This is a genomic window from Megasphaera stantonii, from assembly GCF_025567065.1.
In the GTDB taxonomy this organism is placed as follows: domain Bacteria; phylum Bacillota; class Negativicutes; order Veillonellales; family Megasphaeraceae; genus Megasphaera; species Megasphaera stantonii.
Genome location: NZ_JAOQKD010000030.1, coordinates 553 through 19,596 on the forward strand (window position 1 = coordinate 553; position 19,044 = coordinate 19,596).

Annotated in this window: 17 protein-coding genes; 5 read left to right on the forward strand and 12 right to left on the reverse strand. The window is 55.0% G+C overall.

Annotation, left to right across the window (positions count from 1 at the left end; genetic code table 11):
* Positions 1-57: 57 nt before the first annotated feature.
* The 8 genes from OCV58_RS11370 to OCV58_RS11405 form a co-directional block, all read right to left on the reverse strand.
* Positions 58-1,317, reverse strand: a complete 1,260-nt coding sequence (locus OCV58_RS11370) for a sensor histidine kinase (RefSeq protein WP_154877906.1) — start codon at positions 1,315-1,317, stop codon at positions 58-60.
* Positions 1,318-1,341: 24 nt separating this feature from the next.
* Positions 1,342-2,025, reverse strand: a complete 684-nt coding sequence (locus tag OCV58_RS11375) for a response regulator transcription factor (protein ID WP_154877907.1) — start codon at positions 2,023-2,025, stop codon at positions 1,342-1,344.
* A gap of 16 nt (positions 2,026-2,041) precedes the next feature.
* Positions 2,042-2,665 (reverse strand): GTP pyrophosphokinase, encoded by a 624-nt coding sequence (locus OCV58_RS11380; protein WP_154877908.1) that lies wholly within the window; start codon positions 2,663-2,665, stop codon positions 2,042-2,044.
* 150 nt (positions 2,666-2,815) lie between these two features.
* Positions 2,816-3,754, reverse strand: coding sequence for a sugar kinase (locus OCV58_RS11385; protein ID WP_267312914.1), 939 nt, complete (start codon positions 3,752-3,754; stop codon positions 2,816-2,818).
* 377 nt (positions 3,755-4,131) lie between these two features.
* Entirely contained in the window at positions 4,132-4,698 is a 567-nt protein-coding gene (locus OCV58_RS11390; protein WP_154877909.1) for a GDSL-type esterase/lipase family protein, read from the reverse strand.
* Between the two features lie 14 nt (positions 4,699-4,712).
* Entirely contained in the window at positions 4,713-6,185 is a 1,473-nt protein-coding gene (locus tag OCV58_RS11395; protein ID WP_154877910.1) for a tryptophan transporter, read from the reverse strand.
* A gap of 12 nt (positions 6,186-6,197) precedes the next feature.
* Positions 6,198-6,881, reverse strand: coding sequence for an energy-coupling factor transporter transmembrane component T family protein (locus tag OCV58_RS11400; protein ID WP_162860325.1), 684 nt, complete (start codon positions 6,879-6,881; stop codon positions 6,198-6,200).
* The gene (locus OCV58_RS11405; RefSeq protein WP_154877911.1) at positions 6,881-7,693 is read right to left on the reverse strand and encodes an energy-coupling factor ABC transporter ATP-binding protein; all 813 of its coding nucleotides are present in this window, start codon (positions 7,691-7,693) and stop codon (positions 6,881-6,883) included. The genes OCV58_RS11400 and OCV58_RS11405 overlap by 1 nt, the downstream gene beginning before the upstream one ends.
* Before the next feature lie 479 nt (positions 7,694-8,172).
* On the opposite strand from OCV58_RS11405, the gene OCV58_RS11410 reads away from it, so the two are divergent.
* The 4 genes from OCV58_RS11410 to OCV58_RS11425 all read left to right on the forward strand — a co-directional run bounded on the left by OCV58_RS11410 (position 8,173) and on the right by OCV58_RS11425 (position 10,991).
* The gene (locus OCV58_RS11410; RefSeq protein WP_087477568.1) at positions 8,173-8,868 is read left to right on the forward strand and encodes an AzlC family ABC transporter permease; all 696 of its coding nucleotides are present in this window, start codon (positions 8,173-8,175) and stop codon (positions 8,866-8,868) included.
* On the forward strand, positions 8,865-9,194 hold the full coding sequence (locus OCV58_RS11415) for a branched-chain amino acid transport AzlD family protein (protein ID WP_198643558.1): 330 nt from the start codon (positions 8,865-8,867) through the stop codon (positions 9,192-9,194). Before OCV58_RS11410 ends, OCV58_RS11415 begins: the two co-directional genes overlap by 4 nt.
* Before the next feature lie 124 nt (positions 9,195-9,318).
* A complete protein-coding gene (locus OCV58_RS11420; RefSeq protein WP_107196749.1) occupies positions 9,319-9,987 on the forward strand; it encodes a 3'-5' exonuclease in 669 nt (222 codons plus the stop codon).
* Positions 9,988-10,013: 26 nt separating this feature from the next.
* On the forward strand, positions 10,014-10,991 hold the full coding sequence (locus OCV58_RS11425; protein ID WP_154877912.1) for an AEC family transporter: 978 nt from the start codon (positions 10,014-10,016) through the stop codon (positions 10,989-10,991).
* A gap of 66 nt (positions 10,992-11,057) precedes the next feature.
* Here OCV58_RS11425 and OCV58_RS11430 read toward each other — a convergent pair whose 3' ends face one another.
* From OCV58_RS11430 to OCV58_RS11445, 4 genes are all read right to left on the reverse strand, one after another.
* Positions 11,058-12,170: an acyl-CoA dehydrogenase family protein gene (locus OCV58_RS11430; RefSeq protein ID WP_267312915.1), complete on the reverse strand. Its 1,113-nt coding sequence runs from the start codon at positions 12,168-12,170 to the stop codon at positions 11,058-11,060.
* Between the two features lie 207 nt (positions 12,171-12,377).
* On the reverse strand, positions 12,378-13,721 hold the full coding sequence (locus tag OCV58_RS11435) for an acetyl-CoA hydrolase/transferase family protein (protein ID WP_087477572.1): 1,344 nt from the start codon (positions 13,719-13,721) through the stop codon (positions 12,378-12,380).
* Between the two features lie 188 nt (positions 13,722-13,909).
* Positions 13,910-15,985 carry an elongation factor G gene (gene fusA / locus OCV58_RS11440; protein ID WP_154877913.1) on the reverse strand — a complete coding sequence of 692 codons (2,076 nt, stop codon included), beginning with the start codon at positions 15,983-15,985 and terminating at the stop codon, positions 13,910-13,912.
* A gap of 109 nt (positions 15,986-16,094) precedes the next feature.
* The gene (locus OCV58_RS11445; RefSeq protein WP_087477574.1) at positions 16,095-17,285 is read right to left on the reverse strand and encodes a M20 metallopeptidase family protein; all 1,191 of its coding nucleotides are present in this window, start codon (positions 17,283-17,285) and stop codon (positions 16,095-16,097) included.
* Positions 17,286-17,505: 220 nt separating this feature from the next.
* Here OCV58_RS11445 and OCV58_RS11450 point away from each other — a divergent pair, with 220 nt between their 5' ends.
* Positions 17,506-18,873 (forward strand): aminopeptidase, encoded by a 1,368-nt coding sequence (locus OCV58_RS11450; RefSeq protein ID WP_107196745.1) that lies wholly within the window; start codon positions 17,506-17,508, stop codon positions 18,871-18,873.
* Positions 18,874-19,044 lie beyond the last annotated feature (171 nt).

A 19,044-nucleotide genomic window follows, 5' to 3' on the forward strand; every position in this document is an offset into this window, starting at 1 on the left:
GGCTGAAAGGTGCAAAATATGCATACGTTTCAACCCTTTTCTTACATTTTAGTTTTATTAATTAAGCCGTATCGTAAAGGTAATCACGCCGTCCTTGTACGCTACGCCGAGCTTTCCCTTCAAAAGCTGGGCCAGTTCCTCCGCCATGGACAGGCCGATGCCGTAGCCGGCTTTTTGGCTGTTGTGGGATTCGTCGCCGCGGTAAAAGCGCTCGAAGAAGTGAGAGTAATCCATATTGGCTCCGTCGGCGTAGGTATTGGAAATCGCCACGAGAGCGCCTTTCTGCTTTTTCGCCGTCGTCACCGAAACGGCTATGGCGCCGCCGTCGTCGCAGTATTTTACGGCGTTGTCCATGAGGATATTGACGAGGGTATAGAGGCGCTTTGAGTCGGAGCGGACGACGACGGCCGGCGCTATCTCCGTGGAAATCGTCTTTCCCGCCTCCTGGGCCACCATCTGGAACGACTCGGCGACAGACGCCGCAAGCTCCGATACGTTTACGTCTTCGATGACCAGTTCCTGCTTCTGCTCGTCCATCTTGGACAGCATGATGAGGTCGTTGATGAGCTTGGACAGGCGCTGGACCTGCTTTAAGATATTTTCCGTCCACTGGCTCTTGCCGCTGATGAGCTCCAAGGCTTCCGTATTGGCCGATATGATGGCGATCGGCGTCTTCAGCTCATGGCCGGCGTTGGTAATAAACCGCTTTTGGTTTTCCATATTGCGGATAAACGGCTTGATGGCCAGGTTGCACAGCGCGGCCAGGATGACGACGTACAGGATGATGCAGCCCACGCCGAACCACAGGGAGTAGCGCATAAAGGTCCTGACGGCGGCGACGTCGCGGGTGCAGTCCATGATGACGATGAGGTAATCGCCGTCAGGCTGGGGCGTAATCATATAGCCGTAGCTGGCCTTGTTTTTTTCGAAAAAGCCTTGCGGCTGGCCCTTGGCGACGGTCGTCCTGGCGTATTGTATCGCCTCCTCCTTCGTAAAGGCGGCGATGTTGGCGATATTGATGTCGCGGGCATAGCCTTCGTCGTCGACTAAGATGCTGAAATACCGAAGCTGATAGGAAAAATCCGGCGTATTCTGGGACCAGTCAGTCTCGCCGAACCAGCTCGTTTCCTTCGGCGACGTATACAGGGGCACCTTGCCGCCGTTTTGCGAAATGTACGACAAGATCGTTTCTACCTGCGCTTCCATGCGCATGTAACTGATCGTATTGATAAGCCCCAGCGCGCCGGCTACGATGATGACGACGCCGACTGTCGCGACTAAAATAAACTTTCGCCGCAGCTTTTTGATCATGTCCATGACGATGCACCGAACCTCTCCCGCTTATTCTCCTTCGTTTCTCACAATCAGGGAAAAGGCCTTCCCCTTTTCCCCGGCAATCTGGATGTCGGCCTGAATGGCTTCTAATTTTTCCCGCAGGTACGACACGTATATCCAGACGATTTCCTCCGTCACGTCGTCTTCGTCCTTCCAGACGTGGGTGAAAATCGTCTCCGTCGGCAGTTCCTTGCCGGCGTTGAGCATAAAGAATTTCATGAGCCGCGTTTCCTTATTGCCCAGGCGGACGGAGCTCTTGCAGGATAATTCCTGCTCTTCCACGTCCAGCTCAACGGCGCTGGCTGAAAGAGTCGACGGCGTAAAGGCCGAGCCGGAACGCCGCGTCATGGAGCGGATGCGGGCCAGCAGCTCGCCCATGGCGAAGGGCTTCGTCAGATAGTCGTCAGCGCCGGCGTCGAGGCCCGTAATTCGGTCGTCTACTTCGGCCTTTGCCGTCAGCATGATAACTGGCGTCGTATCGCCGCTGCCGCGCAGCTCCTTCAGCGCGCTGACGCCGTCGAGCTTCGGCATCATGATGTCGAATATCATGCAGTCGTACGCGCCGGAACGACCCTTTTCCACGGCAGACAAGCCGTCGTACACGGCGTCCACTTCATATCCCGAATGCTCCAGCACGGCGACCAGGGCCATGGACATGGCCTTTTCGTCTTCTGCCAATAATAGTTTCATCGTCGTATACTCTCCTTTAGTGGTCTGCATGAATCAGATTCCGAATCGTCTGCATGGACAAATCGCAGGCCGCCAGCTCGTCGGCGCAGCGCTTCAATTCCCGGACGATCATTTCGGGATTCTTTATATCGTGCTTGTATTTCATCTGGTGCTCCAGGCTGGCCCATGAATCCATGGCAATCGTCCGCAGCTGGATTTCTGCAAAGAAATGGCCCGGATTGTTGCCTTCCACGTCTTCATAAGGGGCTTCGATGTCGATAATCATGTGATAGCTGCGGTAGCCATTGGGCTTTACATTTTGAATGTAGTCCTTTTCTTCTACGACGCGGACGCCCGGTATCGCCTTGATGGCTTCGATATTCCTGTAAATATCGTCAAGAAAGCAGCAGACGATGCGCAGGCCGATGGCGTCGTGAATGTCGTGCAGGGCAGAATAGGCCGTCTGCGGCAAGCCCTTGCGCAGGCATTTTTCCATCATGCTGTCCGGCGACTTGATGCGGTACAATAAATGCTCGTAAGCCGCCTCGCCGCTTTTTTCCTTGACGTCTGCGCTGTAGGCCTGAATGCGTTCGACAAGACCGTTCATGACGCGCTGCAGAGACGGCCCGTAGGAACCATATATAGTCGATGTCCAATCCATGTGTTTCACCTGATTTCTATAAAAAGAATGTAGCACAGCTGTTTTTATATTATACCATAGGTCCGCCCAGTCCGTCCTGCCAAAAGAGAAAAGCGCATGGCCGCGCCGTATCGTACCGGCAGCGTCCATGCGCTCTGTATGCTGGTTGTATTATCGTTCCATAAAGGCCTTCAGCTGCTCCGGATAGGGCAGGCCTTCGTTGTCGCCGCGACTCATGACCTGAATGGCGCCGATTGCCGTGCCGCGACGGACGGCTTCTTTCAAGGGCATTCCTTCCATGAGGGCCGTAATGACGCCGGCGGCAAAGCCGTCGCCTGCGCCGACCGTATCGACGACGGTTTCGACCTTAAAGCCGGGAACCATGTAGTCCTCGTCTTTCGTCGAAACGAAGGCCCCGTCGCCGCCGCACTTCGTCACGACGGCTTTCGCACCGTTCTGCAAATAAAATGCGTTGATTTCCTTCGGATCATCGCTGCCCATGAGGATCTTGCCTTCATCTGTACCGGGCAGAACCATGTCGGCCTTAGCGGCCAGCCGGTTCAGCGTCTGCACCATGACGTCCTGGCTGGGCCAGAGCTGCGGGCGAAGGTTGGGGTCAAAGCTGATGAACAGTCCTGCTTCGCGGGCCTTATCGAACATGAGGTCGACGGCTTCCCGCGTCGAATCCGACAAGGCCGGCAAAATGCCCGTGACATGAAGGTGCGTATACTCGGAAAACTGAATTTTTTCCACGTCTTCGACAGACAAGGTCGACGCGGCGGAACCGGCGCGGAAATAGAAAATATCCGGGTCGCCTTCGCTGACGCGGCTTTTCAGCATAAAGCCCGTCTTTTTGTCGTCGCTCCACGTCACGAATTCGCTGCCGATGCCGTTGGCCGTCAGCACGTGAATAATGCGCTGTCCGAAGGGGTCCTTCCCCAACTTCGTCATGTACGTAACGCGATGGCCCAGACGAGCCGCTCCTACGGCTACGTTGAATTCCGCTCCGGCAACGGCCAGGTCATAGCCGCTGACGCTGTCCAGAGAGCCTTCGCTCTGCGCGATGAGGAGCCCCATCGGTTCGCCCGCTAAAATTAATCCAGTCTTCATCACCTTCACACCTTTCGTCAGTATAGAATAGGCCGCAACGCAATAGATATTTTATGAAAGCGCTACCGCAAATAAAGCAAAAAATACTCTTGATTTCCTGATACGCTTCCCAGTGTGTTTCACACTAAAAAGCTGATGAACAAGCTCATTATATCTCATATTTATATCTTCCGCAATATATTTCACCATATAGTAAACGCATACATAGTACCGGTTTATTTACTCTAAGGCAACGATATTTGTGTTTCAATTGCGAAAGCGTTTACACACGATGTATTTCATTCAAAACAACACCTCGATGCCTTGCCGCGTAGAATTATAAAAAAATACCGCATGTTCCCGTACATACGATTCGGAACATGCGGTATTTGCATATATCAGCGGATTATCTGAATGGCCTGCCGCGCCATGACGGCATAGCCTGCTTCATTGGGGTGAACGCCGTCGGCGTACAGGTTCGTCTGGCCTTCTTGTTCTGCCTGCAGCATTGCGCCGTAAAAGTCGACGGCAGTGAAATGGTATTGTTGGGCCAGCTGCAGCAGCCATTGGCGGTGGCTGCGCAGGGCTTCGTTATGACGGGCTACGTCATGTCTTCCCTGCCAGCCGAACAGGGCGCTTTCCGCCTTGGTCAGGATGGGCACGCCGACATACACAGCTTTTTTCTCACGCTGAAAAAGACAGGCGACAGCTTCCAGGTTTTGTCTTATCCGGTCCGGCGAAATATCCATGAGGATATCGTTGGAGCCGCCCATAAAGAAGAAGGCGTCGAACGGGGCCAGCTTCATGCGCCGGGCCCGGTACAGCATGCCGCCCGTCGTATCGCCGCACAGGCCTTCGTTGCAGACGGAAATTCCCTTTTCCTTCGCCAGCCTTGTCGTCCAGCGGCAGCCGCAGGCGACGTCGTAGCCGTAGGTCAGGCTGTCGCCCAAACATAACAACTTCATAGGCTCTTCCTTTCTCAGATCTTCATCTGCCGCAGCGAATCAACAGCCGCTTCCGTCGAAACCCAGGGAACGGGGAAGGTACATCCCGCCTTTTCCAAATCGAGCTGGCAGGCGAATACCTGAGGAATGGCCGATTTATATATGTCGTGGTCGTACATATAGCGCAGCGTCGTTTCTACGTCGGCATCGCAGACGATTTTCCCTTCGTCGAGGAGCACCAGCCGGTTGGCGTACGGCAGTGCCGCTTCCAGAGAATGCTCGATGACCACGATAGTGTGGCCGTACTTGACGTTGAGTTCGTGGATGAGCTCATAAAAGGCGTGGGTGCCTTCCGGATCGAGGGCCGATGTCGGTTCGTCGAACACGAGGATATCCGGGTTGGTCGCCAATACGCCGGCAATGACCAGCCGCTGGCGCTGGCCGCCGGACAAATTGCTGAGCGGACGATGGCGGTACGGCGTCATGCCGACCTTTTCCAGGGCTTCCGTAATGGCCGCTTCGATTTTTTCCGGCGCGACGCCTTTATTTTCCAGGCTGAAGGCGATTTCTTCTTCTACGGTCATGGCGACGAGCTGGCTGTCGTAATCGTCAAGCATCGCGCCGACGCGGCCGGCCAGATCGGAAATCGTCGTCTGGGTCGTAGCCTTGCCGTCGACGTATACCATTCCCTTCATGACGCCGCCGAAATAATGGGGAATGGCGCCGGTCATGGCCATGCACAGGGAGCTCTTGCCGCTGCCGCTCTCGCCGGTCACGACGAGGAAGTCGCCCTTGTGCAGCACCATGGAAACGTCGTCCAGGACGGGCTGCTTCCGCTTATTGTAGATGTATGTCAGATGCTCGATGGAAATGAGCCCCTCCTGAGAGGGCTTTAAGTCGTACATGCTGTGGTCTGAAGCCACTTCCTGCTCTTCCAGCGAATCGAGGATGCCCCGGGCCACGAACAGCCGCAGGGCCGGGAAATACATGACCGGCGTGACGACGGCGTTCAAGAGGCCGATGACCACGACCAGGGGCAGCATGCCGGCGAAATAGACGCTGTTCGGCAGGCCCATGACGATCTTCAAAATGGTGACGAAGATGCCGCCGCTCATACAGGTCGCGGCAAAGCCGGTCAGCACGGGAAGGCACGAGTGGCCTTTGATTTTTACAAACGACAGATTCTTTACGATAAACGTACAGGTCAGAGCGCCCATGGGCTCGCTGATGAGGTTGCCGTAGGGAAATCCCGATTTCGACGTCAGCACGTTGACTAGGGCGGCGACGAGGCCGATGCCCACGGCCTGCCGGTACGAGGGCTTGGTCAGGCAGATGGCGACGCAGTACGTGGCGATCGTCCAGTTCGGCGTAATGCCGCCGACGCTGGGCGATACGAGATGAAGTATCGTGCCGATGGCCAGCATGAGCGTCGTAATGGTAATCCAGCGGAACTGTCCGCCCTGGCGGTGGTGAAATTCCAACGCGGCAATATCTTCTACTTGTTTCATACCTGTTCCTCCTTATACCAATCCATGAAGCCGCATGTACACGACAACGCAGCTGACCGCCGCCATGACGGCCATGACGGCGTAATCCCTTCCCTTAGGCCGGACGTTGCTCATAAAGCTGTGCTCGCTGCTGCCGAAGCCGCGCAGCTCCAGGCTTAAAGCCATCGTTTCCGACCGTCCCAGGGACTTGAGCATGAGCGGCTGGATGACGCTCATATAGTGGATCATCTTCTTGACGACGTTGCCCTTCGTAGACAGGCCGCGGCAGGCCTGAGCCTCCTGAACGGCCTTGCTTTCGGCGATAAAATCGGGGACAAAGCGCAGGGCCGCCGTAAACATAAAGGCGTATTCATAGGGAATTTTTACCTGCTTGACCAGAGCCGCCGTCAAATCCTGCAGCCGCGTCGTCGTCAGCAAGATGATGAATACGACGGTCATGGCCATCATGCGCAGGCCTGTGATATACGCCGATTCGAGGGAACCGCCGCCGACGAGCTGGACCAGCCCGAGAAAGACGGCGAAGACGGCCAGGCTGCATACGGCCTTGAGATTGCGGCTCAGGCTGCCGCACATCGCCAGCAGCAACAGCTCCGCCGCCACGAGGACGACAAGAGGGGCCGTCGTGTTGATGACCAAGGCCCAAAAGGAAAAGGCAAAGGTGCCAATTAATTTCGTAATCGGTACAAATCGCTTCATCATCGGTTCCCTCCTATACGCCGCAGCATTTCTTCCGTAAATTCCTGCATCGACCGGCAGTATTTCATGCCCGGCACGGCCATGGACAGGGCCACCGACTCGGGCCGGCTCAGGCCCAAATCATACAGGTCTTCGCGCTGCGTAAACAGCTCCTGCGGCGTGCCGTCGAAGGCCTTCGTATGGTTGCCGATGACGATAACCCGCTGGCAGTATTGGGCGAATATATCCATGTCATGAGAAATGATGAGGATGGTCATGCCCTTTTTATTCAAATCGGTCAGCAGCTCCATGAGCATTTTCTTATCGGCGCTGTCCTGCCCGCTCGTCGGTTCGTCCAATATGATGCAGCTCGTGTGCATGGCAATGGCCGAGGCGATGGCTACGCGCTGCTTTTCGCCGCGGTTGAGGTTCGGCGGATAGGCCTTGGCCAAATGGGACAGGCCCGTCATGGCCAACGCCTCGGCGACGGCTGCAGCCGCCTCGTCCCGGCTCATGCCCAGCTGCTGCGGGCCGTAAGCTACTTCATCCTCAACGGTCGAACGGAACATCTGCCGTTCAGGCCGCTGAAATACGTAGCCGATGTAATGGCTGCGGGCCGACGCATCGTCGTCGTTGATGACCTTGCCGTCATGAAGGATTTCTCCCGATACGGGCTTTTCCAATCCCATGAGCAGGCGCGTCACCGTCGTCTTGCCGCAGCCGTTGCGGCCGCCCAGGCCGATGAACTCGCCCGGACCGATTCGTATATTAATATGTTCTAATACGGGCACGCCGTTTCCATAATTAAAACAGACATCCTTAAACTCCAGCATTCGGTCTCCTCCTATATATGCACAAAAAAAGCCTTTCATCCCCTTGTGTTCAGGGACGAAAAGCTTATGTTACTGTTTCCGCGGTGCCACCCAAATTGGCTGTCTCCAGCCCAGCTCTACATGTACGGCCTATGCGATACACGCTTCTTTGATATCGGTGGAAATACACCGGCAGGCCCTACTAGTCGCCGTTCAGGCCGCGTCTCCCGAATCCATTCCATAGGCTGATCTGGGCCGAACTCCCACTGCCATCGGCTCGCTGCTCCTGTCGCTGCATATGTACTCGTTTCGTTCATAGACTTTATTTATAAAATTAATATAAGTATACCTGAAATTCGCCTCTTGTCAATACTAATACAGCTGCCGCAGAAAATCTGCCTCTGTCTTGGTTGACGATATAAAAAACGTTCGGTACTATATGAATAGATACCATATACATGCCCGCTCTCTGCCAGTGGTGTACTAAGGAGTTGATCTTCATGAAACGCAAGGCCTTTCAGGCTGCCCTGCCTTATACGCTGCCGATTTTCATAGGATTCCTGTTTATCGGACTCTCCTACGGCTTCCTTATGGCCAGCAAAGGCTTTTCCATCTTTTATCCAATCATCATGAGCATCGTCATCTTTGCCGGCGCGATGCAGTTTGTCGCAGTGTCGCTTCTGCTGTCAGCATTTCACCCGCTGTATGCTTTTCTGATGACTCTCATGGTCAATGCCCGCCATTTGTTTTACGGCATTTCTATGTTGGAAAAATACAAGGGCACGGGATGGAAAAAACCGTATCTTCTCTTTGGCCTCGGCGATGAAGCTTTCTCTATCAACTGCACCGTCGAACCGCCGGCCGGCGTAGACAAAAACTGGTTCCGATTCTTCGTCACCCTCCTGATTCACCTATATTGGATTGTCAGCACAGTTTTAGGGGCTGTACTGGGAGCATATATCCGCTTCGATACGACAGGCATTGATTTCGTCATGACCGCTTTATTCGTCGTCTTGTTCCTTGGACAGTGGGAACACAAAAGTGCGCGGCGCTCAGCCATAACCGGTATTGCCTGCACGCTGCTGGCGCTGGCAATATTCGGCAGCAGCCAATTCGTTATCCCGGCTATGATACTCATTACTGGAATTTTGTTGTGGAAAAAGAATGTATATCTGACTAAGGAGGACCCCTTATGATTATGACACCTTTTGAAATGCTGCTGACCATTGGCGCTATCGCCTTGGGGACAATGCTTACCAGGTTTCTTCCTTTCCTTATCTTTTCCAAAGGCAATCCGCCGGCCTTCATTTCCTATCTGGGCACGGTACTGCCTCCGGCAGCAGTTGGCCTGCTCGTCGTCTATTGCCTGAAGGACGCCGTGTTTACGTCCTATCATGCCCTGCCGGAACTCATCGCCATTGCGCTCATCGTTCTTCTTCATAAATGGCGGCACAGCATGTTTCTCAGCATCGGCGGTGGCACGGCTTTTTACATGTTCCTCGTCCAAGTCGTCTTTCGCTGACTCTATATGAATGCATAGAGACAGGCCATATTTTCTATAGGTTTTATGGCCTGTCTTGTGTTATAATGGGTGCTATGAATATTGCAGAAAGCAGTTTGAAAAGGTTAGAAAGGAGCTTTGATACATGAACGCAGTATTCGTAGACTTTGAAATGAACCCTATCGGACGGAGCCAGAAGGAAGCGCGCCGCATCTGCAAGGGAGAAATCATCGAAATAGGCGCCGTCAAGATCAACGAGGACGGCGAAGAAATAGGGTCGTATAAAGAATACGTCCGGCCGGAATACGCCACGGAAATGAACGCCACCTGTCAGGAGCTGACGGGCATCACCATGGACATGCTCGCCGACGCGCCCCATTTCAGCCAGGCCTTTGCCCATTTCCTCAGCTGGTGCCGCGACTCGAACGGCAACGACTACGAAATGTACGCCTGGAGCGAAAACGACTGGCGGCAGCTGACCTGCGAAATGCGGCTGAAAAAGCTGGACATGGCCGACGAGGACATCCGCTGGATGCTCGACCACTGGCAGAACTTCCAGCAGATTTACTGCAACCTGCTGGGGCTGGACAACGTCATTTCCCTGGATAAGGCCGTCAGCACCCTGGGAGAAACCTTCGACGGCCAGATGCACGACGCCCTGTGGGACGCCCGCAACACGTCGAAGCTGTACGTCCTGTCCAAGAAGAAGGACGAATTCCGCGACATCATGCAGCCGATTATCGACGCGACCAAGCCTGCGGAACCGCTGACCTTCTCCTTGGCCGACGCCTTCCGCGCCGCCATCCGAAAATAATCATTGCAGAAAGAAAGGGATTTTATTTGGGCGAAGCAAGCTCTCGCATTCTCTATATTTTTCTCGACATCGTCCTGCCACTGGCCGTAGGCTACGCCTTAAAGCAGCGGCGTCTCATGTCGCCGTCCCAGTGCAATTTTCTCATCCGCTTCAACATCATCTGCGTCATGTCCGTCCTGGCCCTGCTCAGCATGTGGGTCCTGCCGCTGAAGCCTGACCTGTTATCGCTGCCCTTCTTCGCGTTTTTCAACGCCTTCTTCCCCCTAGCTATCATCTTCCTGCTCCACCGGCAGCGGCGGTTTACCGACAAGATAGACAAGGGCAGCTATCTCATTTCGGCGATGCCCTCCAATACGACGGCCCTGGGCGGCCTGGGCGGCTACCTGCTGTACGGCGAAGTCGCCTTTGCCTACTCGCAGATCATCGGGGTATTCCAGGGGCTGGTCATGTTCTTTGTCCTCTTCCCCATGGGCTACTATTATCACAACAGCGGGCAGACGACGAATATCCCGGCCTTCTTTAAGGCCAACTGGAAAAACATCTTCATCAACTGGAACCAGCTTTCTATTCTCGCCATCATCGTCGGCATCCTGCTGTACGTCACAGGCGTGCCGAGGCCGGCCGTGCTGGGGCAGATCTTTCAGGGACTGGTCCATGTCAACGCTTGGGCGGCCCTGCTTCCTATCGGCTACCTCATCGATTTTTCTCATCTCAAGGTATACTGCAAGCCGACCCTCGACCTCATCCCCATCAAGATGATCCTGACGCCGGCTGCGTCGTACGTGCTGGCTCTGCAGTTTACGTCCGACCCGGTGCTGCTGGGCTCGCTGCTCATCATGATGGCTACGCCCTGTGCCATCAACGCCTTGGTGACGGCGCGGCTCTACGATTTGAACGTCAACCTGTCAATGGCCCCGTTCATTACGACGACGATTTTATATATTCTCATCTTATACCCGGCATTTTACCTCCTCGTGTCCCTGGGGTATCTGCCATTCAAATAAAAAGCGTATCCGCGCCGATTGGCCGGATACGCTTTCTTGCTTATGACGATAACGAAATGACGCAGGTTATTTTTCTGCCAGCACGGCGCTGCCGATGACGACCCGCAGGATTTCATTAGTTCCTTCGCCGATTTCCATGAGCTTATTGTCCCGCAGGAGACGTTCTACGTTGTATTCCTTGCTGTAGCCGTTGCCGCCCAGGATCTGAATCGCGTCGAGGCAGATCTGCGTGGCGTGGGTAGAGGCCAGCAGCTTGGCTTCAGCCGCCAATTTCGAGCAGCGCGCTCCCGTGGCCTTTAAGGCCGCCGCGTCGTAGAGCATCAGGTTCATGGCGTCGATATACATGGACATATTCGCCAGCTTAAAAGAAACGCCCTGGAACTTGGCGATAGGCTTGCCAAAGGCCGTGCGCTGCAGGGAGTATTCCTTGGCAATCTGCATGGCGTGCTCGGCAATGCCCGTAGAAATAGCGGCGCAGCTGATGCGGCCGCCGTCCAGCCCTTCCATGGCGTAGACGAAGCCCTTGCCTTCTTCGCCGAGGAGGGCGTCGGCAGGCAGCTTCATGTCGTCAAAGGTAAGGCCGTGCGTGTCGGAGCTGCGCATGCCCATCTTGTCCTCTTCCTTATCGACGATCAACCCCGGCGTGCCGGCGTCAACTAGGAAGGCCGAGATGCCCTTGGCGCCCTTGTCCGGGTCGGTAATGGCCATGACGACATAGTAGTCGGCAATGCCGGCGTTGGTAATCCAGGCCTTGGAGCCCTTGACGACGTACGAGCCGTCGGCCTGCTTTTTAGCCCGGGTCCGCATGCCCGCCGCGTCAGAGCCCGAATCAGGTTCCGTCAGGGCAAAGGCAAATAATTTTCCGTCAGCGACGGCCGTCAGGTATTTCTCTTTCTGCTCGTCGCTGCCGTGGAGGCGAATCATATCGGCGCAGACCCAGCTGATTTCCATGGACATGGCAAATCCAGCGTCGGCCCGGGCCAATTCGTGCGTAATGACGGCGCATTCCACGTCGCCCAGTCCGGCGCCGCCATAGGCTTCGGGAACGGGCGTCGCGTGCAGTCCCGTGGCGATGTACTTCTTGTACAATTCCGGATTCCATCCCGTTTCGTCCATCTGCCGGCTCAGCGGCGCGACTTCCTTTTGAGCGAAGGAGCGAACCAAATCCCGTACAGCCAATTGTTCTTCCGTAAAGTTGTATCCCCTACCAAGACCTCCTTTTACCAAATCAAGTATATATTTAATTATACCAAAACATTTCAAATAAAATCCACGATTTCCCCTTAACTTCGCGTCTGCCGTCAAAAAAAGCCCCCGCCGCGAGAGATGGAGAGTCCATAACTCGCAACAGGAGCTTTTACGCTGTATAAAGGAGATGCTATCCTTTTACCGTTTGTTGCTGTAACGCCAAATCTTCATGTCGTCGGCTGCCTTAATCAGGTCTTCCCGGAAATCGGGATGAGCGATGCTGATCAGCTTTTCGGCACGTTCCCATGTGGACGAGCCCATGAGGTTGACCATGCCGTATTCCGTAGCTACCCAGTTGACCTGAGAGCGCGGGTCCGTGACGATCGTGCCGGGCAGGAGCGTCGGTTTGATGCGCGATTCGTCTTTGCCCGTCTTCTTATTGTGGAAGGTCGAGCGCAGGGCGATGATGCTCTTGCCGCCGCGGGAACGGTAGGCGCCGTCGGTGAAGTCCAGCTGTCCGCCGCTGCCGCTGATGTGATGCGTGCCCGACGATTCGGAGGAAATCTGGCCGAACAGGTCAATGTCCACGCAGTTGTTGATGGAAATGAAGTTGTCGAGCTGAGCGATGACGAAGGGATCGTTTACATAGTCGACGGGATATGCGGCGAGGAACGGGTTGTCGTCAATCCAGTCGTACATTTCCTGCGAGCCGAGGGCGAAGGCCCAGGAAGCCTTGTCGCGGTCTACAGCCTTCAATTTATTCGTCAGGCGGCCTTCTTTGTACATCAGGTAGAAGGCGTCGACGAGCATTTCCGTATGCATGCCCAGATCCTTCAAATCCGATTCGGCGATCATAGCGCCTACCGTATTCGGCAAGCCGCCGACGCCGAGCTGCAGGGTCGCGCCGTTCGGGATTTCTTTCACAATCATTTCAGCGATCTTCGTATCGATTTCGTCGCCCGTTTTAAAGGGAATGGTCGGCATGGGAATGGTGCCGGCTTCGACGATGGCCGCTACGTCGGAAATATGGATCTGTTCGCCTCGTCCGCCGAGAGCGCGGGGCATCGCTTCGTTGACTTCTACGATGACCTTTTTCGCTTTTTTCGTAATGGCTTCGTTGGCGGAAATGTTCAGGCCGAAGTTAAAGAAGCCGTGTTTATCCATGGGAGCGACCGTAATCATCGCTACGTCTACGTCGAGGATATCGCGGTACATCGACGGTTCGTTGCGGTAGCACATGGGGATGAAGTTCATCAGCCCCTGGGCGCACATCTTGCGGTCATAGCCGCTCATATGCCAGTTCATAGCCGTGAAGGTTTCGCGGTTCGGGTCGACGGAAATAATTTCGCGCGGCGCAAAGGTAAAGGACATACGTACTTTGACGTCCTTCAATTCTTCCTTGCGGCCGGCCAGGGCCTTATCCAGCAAAATAGGCTGGGACGTAGCCATGCCGTAATCTACCCAATCGCCTGATTTAACGAGTTTTACTGCTTCTTCCGGCGTCGTCAGTTTCTGCCGGTACATATCTGTCCACTGGGACATTGTACTCACCATACCTTTCTAAGCGCTTGTTAATAAGTTCTGTATTTCACATAATAATTATAGAACGTTTAACGGTTTTATACAAGAAATTTTTTCAACTTTTCAATATATAAATCGCATAGCTTGGGTATCGAACTATTAGAAAGACCCTTGCGCACAGCTGCGCGCAAGGGCCCGTGAGGAGGGATTTATTCTTTTTTCGCTTCCTGCGCCTTGGCAATGATTTCGTCCATCAGCTTTTTAGGAACTTCTTCATAAGCGAAGAATTCCATGTTGAACGTACCTTTGCCCTGCGTCATGGAGCGAAGAACCGTGACGTAGCCTTTCATTTCCGACAGGGGAACCTGCGCCTTGACGACGATGATGCCCTTGCGGTTGCGGTGATGTTCCATCCCGAGGATGCGGCCGCGGCGGCTGCTGAAGTCGCCCATGATGTCGCCCATGTATTCTTCCGGAACGACGACGTCTACGTTGTAGACCGGTTCCAGCAGTACCGGATTGGCTTCGGGAACGCCTTTCTTCAGCGCCAGGGCTGCCGCTACCTTAAAGGCCATTTCCGACGAATCGACGGAGTGGTACGAGCCGTCTTTCAGAGTAACCTTGATGTTGATCATGGGATAGCCGGCGATGAGGCCCTTTTCCAGCGTTTCCTTTACGCCCTTTTCAACGGCCGGAATATATTGTTTTGGTACGGCGCCGCCGAAGATGTCGTCGACAAATTCGAAGGATTCGCCGTTCGTAAGGGGTTCGATATCCAAGATGACGTGGCCGTACTGTCCATGGCCGCCGCTCTGTTTCTTGTGCTTGCCTTCGGCCGTAGCCTTGCCCTTGATCGTTTCGCGATACGGAATATAGACATCCTGCAGCACGCCTTTAATGCCGTATTTCCGTTCCATCTTGGTCATGATATGGTCGAGGTGGACGTCGCCCATGCAGCGGACGATGAGCTGCTTGCCTTCTACGCTCTTTTCGACCTTGCAGGTCGGGTCTTCTTCACTGATGCGCAGCAGGGCGTTCATCAGCTTTTCTTCGTCGCCTTTCTTTTCCGGAACCATCGCTACCGTATGGAGCGGATTGGGGAAGCGGACTTGATCGTATACGACGGGCGATTCGGGCAGGGCGAAGGTATCGCCTGTGCGGGCGTACTGCAGCTTCGGCAATACGACGATATCTCCGGCGACGGCTTCCGTAACGGGAATCTGTTCCTTGCCGACCAGAGTAAAGAGCTTGCCTAATTTTTCATCCTTGTCCTGCGTAGCGTTGTACAGCTTGTCCCCTTCCTTGAGGGTGCCGGAGAAGACGCGGACGTAGCTCAGCTTGCCGGCGAAGGGATCGATGAGCGTCTTGAATATGAAGCCCGTAAAGGGTTTATTCGGATACACGACGACGGGTTCGCCCGTCTTCTTGTCTTCGCCCATCATGACCTTCTGCGAAGCAGCCGGCATGTAAGTAATAATGCGGCGAAGCAGTTCGGCCGTGCCGATATGGGAGTTGGCGCTGCCGCACATGACCGGGCAGACCCGGCCGGTCAGCATGCCCTGACGAAGGCCCTTGCGCAGTTCTTCCAGCGTAAGCTCTTCGCCTTCGAGGTATTTTTCCAGCAGTTCGTCGTCGCCTTCAGCGGCGGCTTCCATGCACATTTCCCGTACTTCGCGTGCTTTCGGCATATATTCGGGCGGAACCTTGATTTCTTCGCATTTCCCGTTTTTCCATTCCCAGGCTACCATCTTGCACACGTCGATGATGCCGCGGAAATCCTTGCCTTCGCCGATAGGAATCTGCAGGGGCATGATGGATTTGCCGAAGACGGCGCGCATCTTTTCCAGGCAGCCGAAGAAATCGGCGTGTTCCACGTCCATCTTATTGACATAGAACATGCGGGGCAGCTTCAATTCTACGCCGTAGTCCCAGGCCCGTTCCGTATCCATTTCTACGCCCGATTCGGCCGATACGACGAGCAAAATGCCGTCGCAGGCCCGCAGGGCGGCCCGTACTTCGCCGCAGAATTCCGAATAGCCCGGCGTGTCGATGAAGTTCATCTTGTAGCCTTCCCATTCGCAGGGAGCTATACCGAGCTGAATCGTAACGTTGCGTTTGATTTCTTCCGGTTCAAAGTCCATGATGTGCTTGTTGTCCTTGCCTACGCCGACGGCGTCGACGGCGCCGCAGGCCAGGAGCAACGATTCGACGACGGCCGTCTTGCCGGCGCCGTCATGGGAGAGCACAGCTACGTTGCGAATTTGTTCACTGGTATATTCTTTCATACATAAATCGCCTCCTATGAATCACGTTACTTATAGGATTCGTGACATAGAGGCGATTTTCCTTTTTTATATTATAATTTTTTCTAACTTATTTGCGAAATTTGCAAGACTATTGGTTCTCCATAGCCCGGCACACCAGAGATGCCATGAGTTCCGCGCCGATAGGCAGGCAGTCTTCATCTACGGCGAAACGCGAGTTATGCAGGGGATATACCGCATCGCCGGCCTTCGTCGCGCCGAGCCAGAAGAAGGCGCCGTCGCAGGCCTGCAAGTAGCCGGAAAAATCTTCCGCCGTCATGGCCGGTTCCTGCACGTCGGCCAGGGCATCCCGGCCAAAGCAGTCCGCCGCGACGGACGCGACGAAATCAGCCTGCCGCTGCGAATTGACTACGGCGGCATATCCCCGCTCGTAATGCAGCTCGCTCTCCGTGCCGTACATCGTATCCAGTCCCCGGAGCATGTTGCCCAACTGCGCTTCGACCATGTCCTGAGCTTCTGCATGATAGGTCCGGCACGTCCCTTCCAGCTCTACTTCGCCGGCGACGATATTGTAGCGCGTGCCGCCGCTGATGCGGCCGAAGGTCAGCACTGCCGGATACAGCGGGTTAATCTGCCGGCTGATAATATCTTGGGCCGCCGTGATAAACTGCCCCGCCGCGACGATCGCGTCGACGCCCTTATGAGGCATGGCCGCATGACTGGATTTCCCCCGGATGACGATGCGGATATGGTCTGAGGCGGCCATCATCGGACCGGCCTTGACGCCAATCGTTCCCGTCGGCAGCGTCGGCCATACGTGAAGGCCGTATATGGCGTCAACGCCGTCGAGCACGCCCGCTTCGACCAGCCCCTTCGCGCCGCCGCGAGGCGATTTTTCCTCTGCCGGCTGGCAGATAAACACGACTGTCCCGGCCAGCTCGTCCCTCAATTCGCTGAGAACCTTTGCCGCCCCCAGCAAGATCGCCATATGGCCGTCATGGCCGCAGGCATGCATCTTTCCCTCGCACTGAGACGCAAAAAGCAGGCCGGTCTGTTCTGTAATGGATAAGGCGTCCATATCGGCCCGCAGGGCAATAGTCGGCCCAGGCCGCTTCCCGGTCAGCGTACCGACGACACCATGGCCGCCGGCGACGCCTTCCTGTACGTCTACGCCGAAGCTGCGCAGCGTCTTCGCCATATAGGCCGCCGTGCGTTCCTCTTCATTGGAAATTTCCGGATATGCGTGAAGCTTCCGGCGCGCACAGCGCATATCTTCCGTACATTGTTTGACTAATTCCTTAATTCTATTCTGGTTAATCATGGCGATTCCCCCTCGCAACCTAAACTACCCCAGCCTGCATACGTCATATGTCGCGTTCAGGCATTCATAAATTGTGTTTTATTATACTATAAAATGTGTAAAAATACAAAGAAATTTTCTCCATTTCTGCAAATCTCTCTATATGCCCTGGCCGGTCTTTCCATTTATGGCGATACGGATTATAATGTAAGATGATATTTTATCTCAAAGGAGGATGCACATGAAAGCATTTGATATGGAACAAAGCGCATGGGCCCGTTTTTCCTCGGAAGAACGGCGTCGCATGGAAGAATACAGCGCGGCGTACCGCCGTTTTCTGGACACGGCCAGGACGGAACGGCTCGCCGCCAGAGAAATCATCCGCCAGGCCGAGGACGCAGGATTCAAGCCCTTGTCGGAATACACGGCCCTGAAGGCCGGCGACAAAGTATATTGGAACCAGAAAGGCAAGTCGGTCATCCTCGCCGTCGTCGGCTCCGAGCCGCTGGAACAAGGCATGAAAATCGTCGGCTCCCACATCGACTGCCCCCGCTTGGACTTGAAAGCCATGCCCGTCGTAGAAAAAAATAAAATCGTCTACTTCAAAACGCACTACTACGGCGGCGTCCTGAAATACCAGTGGGTCTGCATGCCCCTGTCCCTCGTCGGCGTCGTCTACACTGCCGACGGCCGTCAAATCGACATTTCCATAGGCGAAGACCCGGACGATCCCGTATTTTTCATCAACGACCTCCTGCCGCACCTCGGCAAGGACCAGGCCGCCAAGAAGCTGGGCGAAGCCATTACGGGCGAAATGCTCATGCCTCTCGTCGGCACGTACAGCGAAGAAGAAAAGACGAAGCCTCAGATTTTGGAATTGCTGCGGGAAAAATACGGCATTACGGAAGAAGACTTCACCAGCGCGGAACTGGAAATCATTCCGGCTCAGAAGAGCCGCGAAGTCGGCTTGGACCGGTCGCTCCTCATGTCCCACGGCCACGATGACCGCGTATGCTCTTACGGCAACCTGGCGGCGATCCTCAGCGCCGCTCCCTGCGCGAAGACCCAGGTCGCCCTCTTTGCCGACAAGGAAGAAATCGGCTCCGTCGGCAACACGGGCGTCCACTCGTCGTACTTCCTCGACTTTACGGCGGAAATGCTGGCCCTGCAGGGCCGCACGGAAGAGCTGTACCTGCGCCGGGCCCTGCGCAGCAGCGAAGTCCTGTCGGCCGACGTAGCGGCAGCCTTCGACCCGATCTTCCCCGAAGCCTACGAAGAAACCAACTCGGCCAAATTAGGCTATGGCATCTGCCTGTGCAAGTACACAGGCGCCCGCGGCAAGGCAGGCAGCAACGACGCCAACGCCGAATTTTTGGCCAAGGTACGCCGCATCTTCAATGACGCCAACGTCCCCTGGCAGGTCGGCGAGCTGGGCAAGGTCGACCAGGGCGGCGGCGGCACCATCGCCTATATCATGGCCAACTGGGGCTGCGACGTCGTCGACTGCGGCGTCGCCATGCACAGCATGCACGCGCCGCTGGAAATCGTAGCCAAAGCCGACGCCTACTGCGCCTATTTAGCCTACAAAGCCTTCTTTGAAAGCAAGTAACTCCATATAATAAAAACGGACAAAACCTGCCGACGATTGAACTGACCCCCAAAAGTTAGACCAAAAATCTAACGATGGGAGGTCAGTTTTTTTATGGCGAAATACAGTTACGAATTTAAGAAGCAACTGGTATCAGAATACCTGGACAATCAGGGAAGCTATGCTTCCATT

Coding starts and splice junctions, on each gene's coding strand:
- OCV58_RS11385 (WP_267312914.1), bottom strand. CDS start 3,754: ATGAAGACTGGATTAATTTTAGCGGGCGAACCGATGGGGCTCCTCATC.
- OCV58_RS11380 (WP_154877908.1), bottom strand. CDS start 2,665: ATGGATTGGACATCGACTATATATGGTTCCTACGGGCCGTCTCTGCAG.
- OCV58_RS11395 (WP_154877910.1), bottom strand. CDS start 6,185: ATGAAACAAGTAGAAGATATTGCCGCGTTGGAATTTCACCACCGCCAG.
- OCV58_RS11370 (WP_154877906.1), bottom strand. CDS start 1,317: ATGGACATGATCAAAAAGCTGCGGCGAAAGTTTATTTTAGTCGCGACA.
- OCV58_RS11410 (WP_087477568.1), top strand. CDS start 8,173: ATGAAACGCAAGGCCTTTCAGGCTGCCCTGCCTTATACGCTGCCGATT.
- OCV58_RS11405 (WP_154877911.1), bottom strand. CDS start 7,693: ATGCTGGAGTTTAAGGATGTCTGTTTTAATTATGGAAACGGCGTGCCC.
- OCV58_RS11415 (WP_198643558.1), top strand. CDS start 8,865: ATGATTATGACACCTTTTGAAATGCTGCTGACCATTGGCGCTATCGCC.
- OCV58_RS11435 (WP_087477572.1), bottom strand. CDS start 13,721: ATGTCCCAGTGGACAGATATGTACCGGCAGAAACTGACGACGCCGGAA.
- OCV58_RS11375 (WP_154877907.1), bottom strand. CDS start 2,025: ATGAAACTATTATTGGCAGAAGACGAAAAGGCCATGTCCATGGCCCTG.
- fusA (WP_154877913.1), bottom strand. CDS start 15,985: ATGAAAGAATATACCAGTGAACAAATTCGCAACGTAGCTGTGCTCTCC.
- OCV58_RS11445 (WP_087477574.1), bottom strand. CDS start 17,285: ATGATTAACCAGAATAGAATTAAGGAATTAGTCAAACAATGTACGGAA.
- OCV58_RS11420 (WP_107196749.1), top strand. CDS start 9,319: ATGAACGCAGTATTCGTAGACTTTGAAATGAACCCTATCGGACGGAGC.
- OCV58_RS11390 (WP_154877909.1), bottom strand. CDS start 4,698: ATGAAGTTGTTATGTTTGGGCGACAGCCTGACCTACGGCTACGACGTC.
- OCV58_RS11400 (WP_162860325.1), bottom strand. CDS start 6,881: ATGAAGCGATTTGTACCGATTACGAAATTAATTGGCACCTTTGCCTTT.
- OCV58_RS11450 (WP_107196745.1), top strand. CDS start 17,506: ATGAAAGCATTTGATATGGAACAAAGCGCATGGGCCCGTTTTTCCTCG.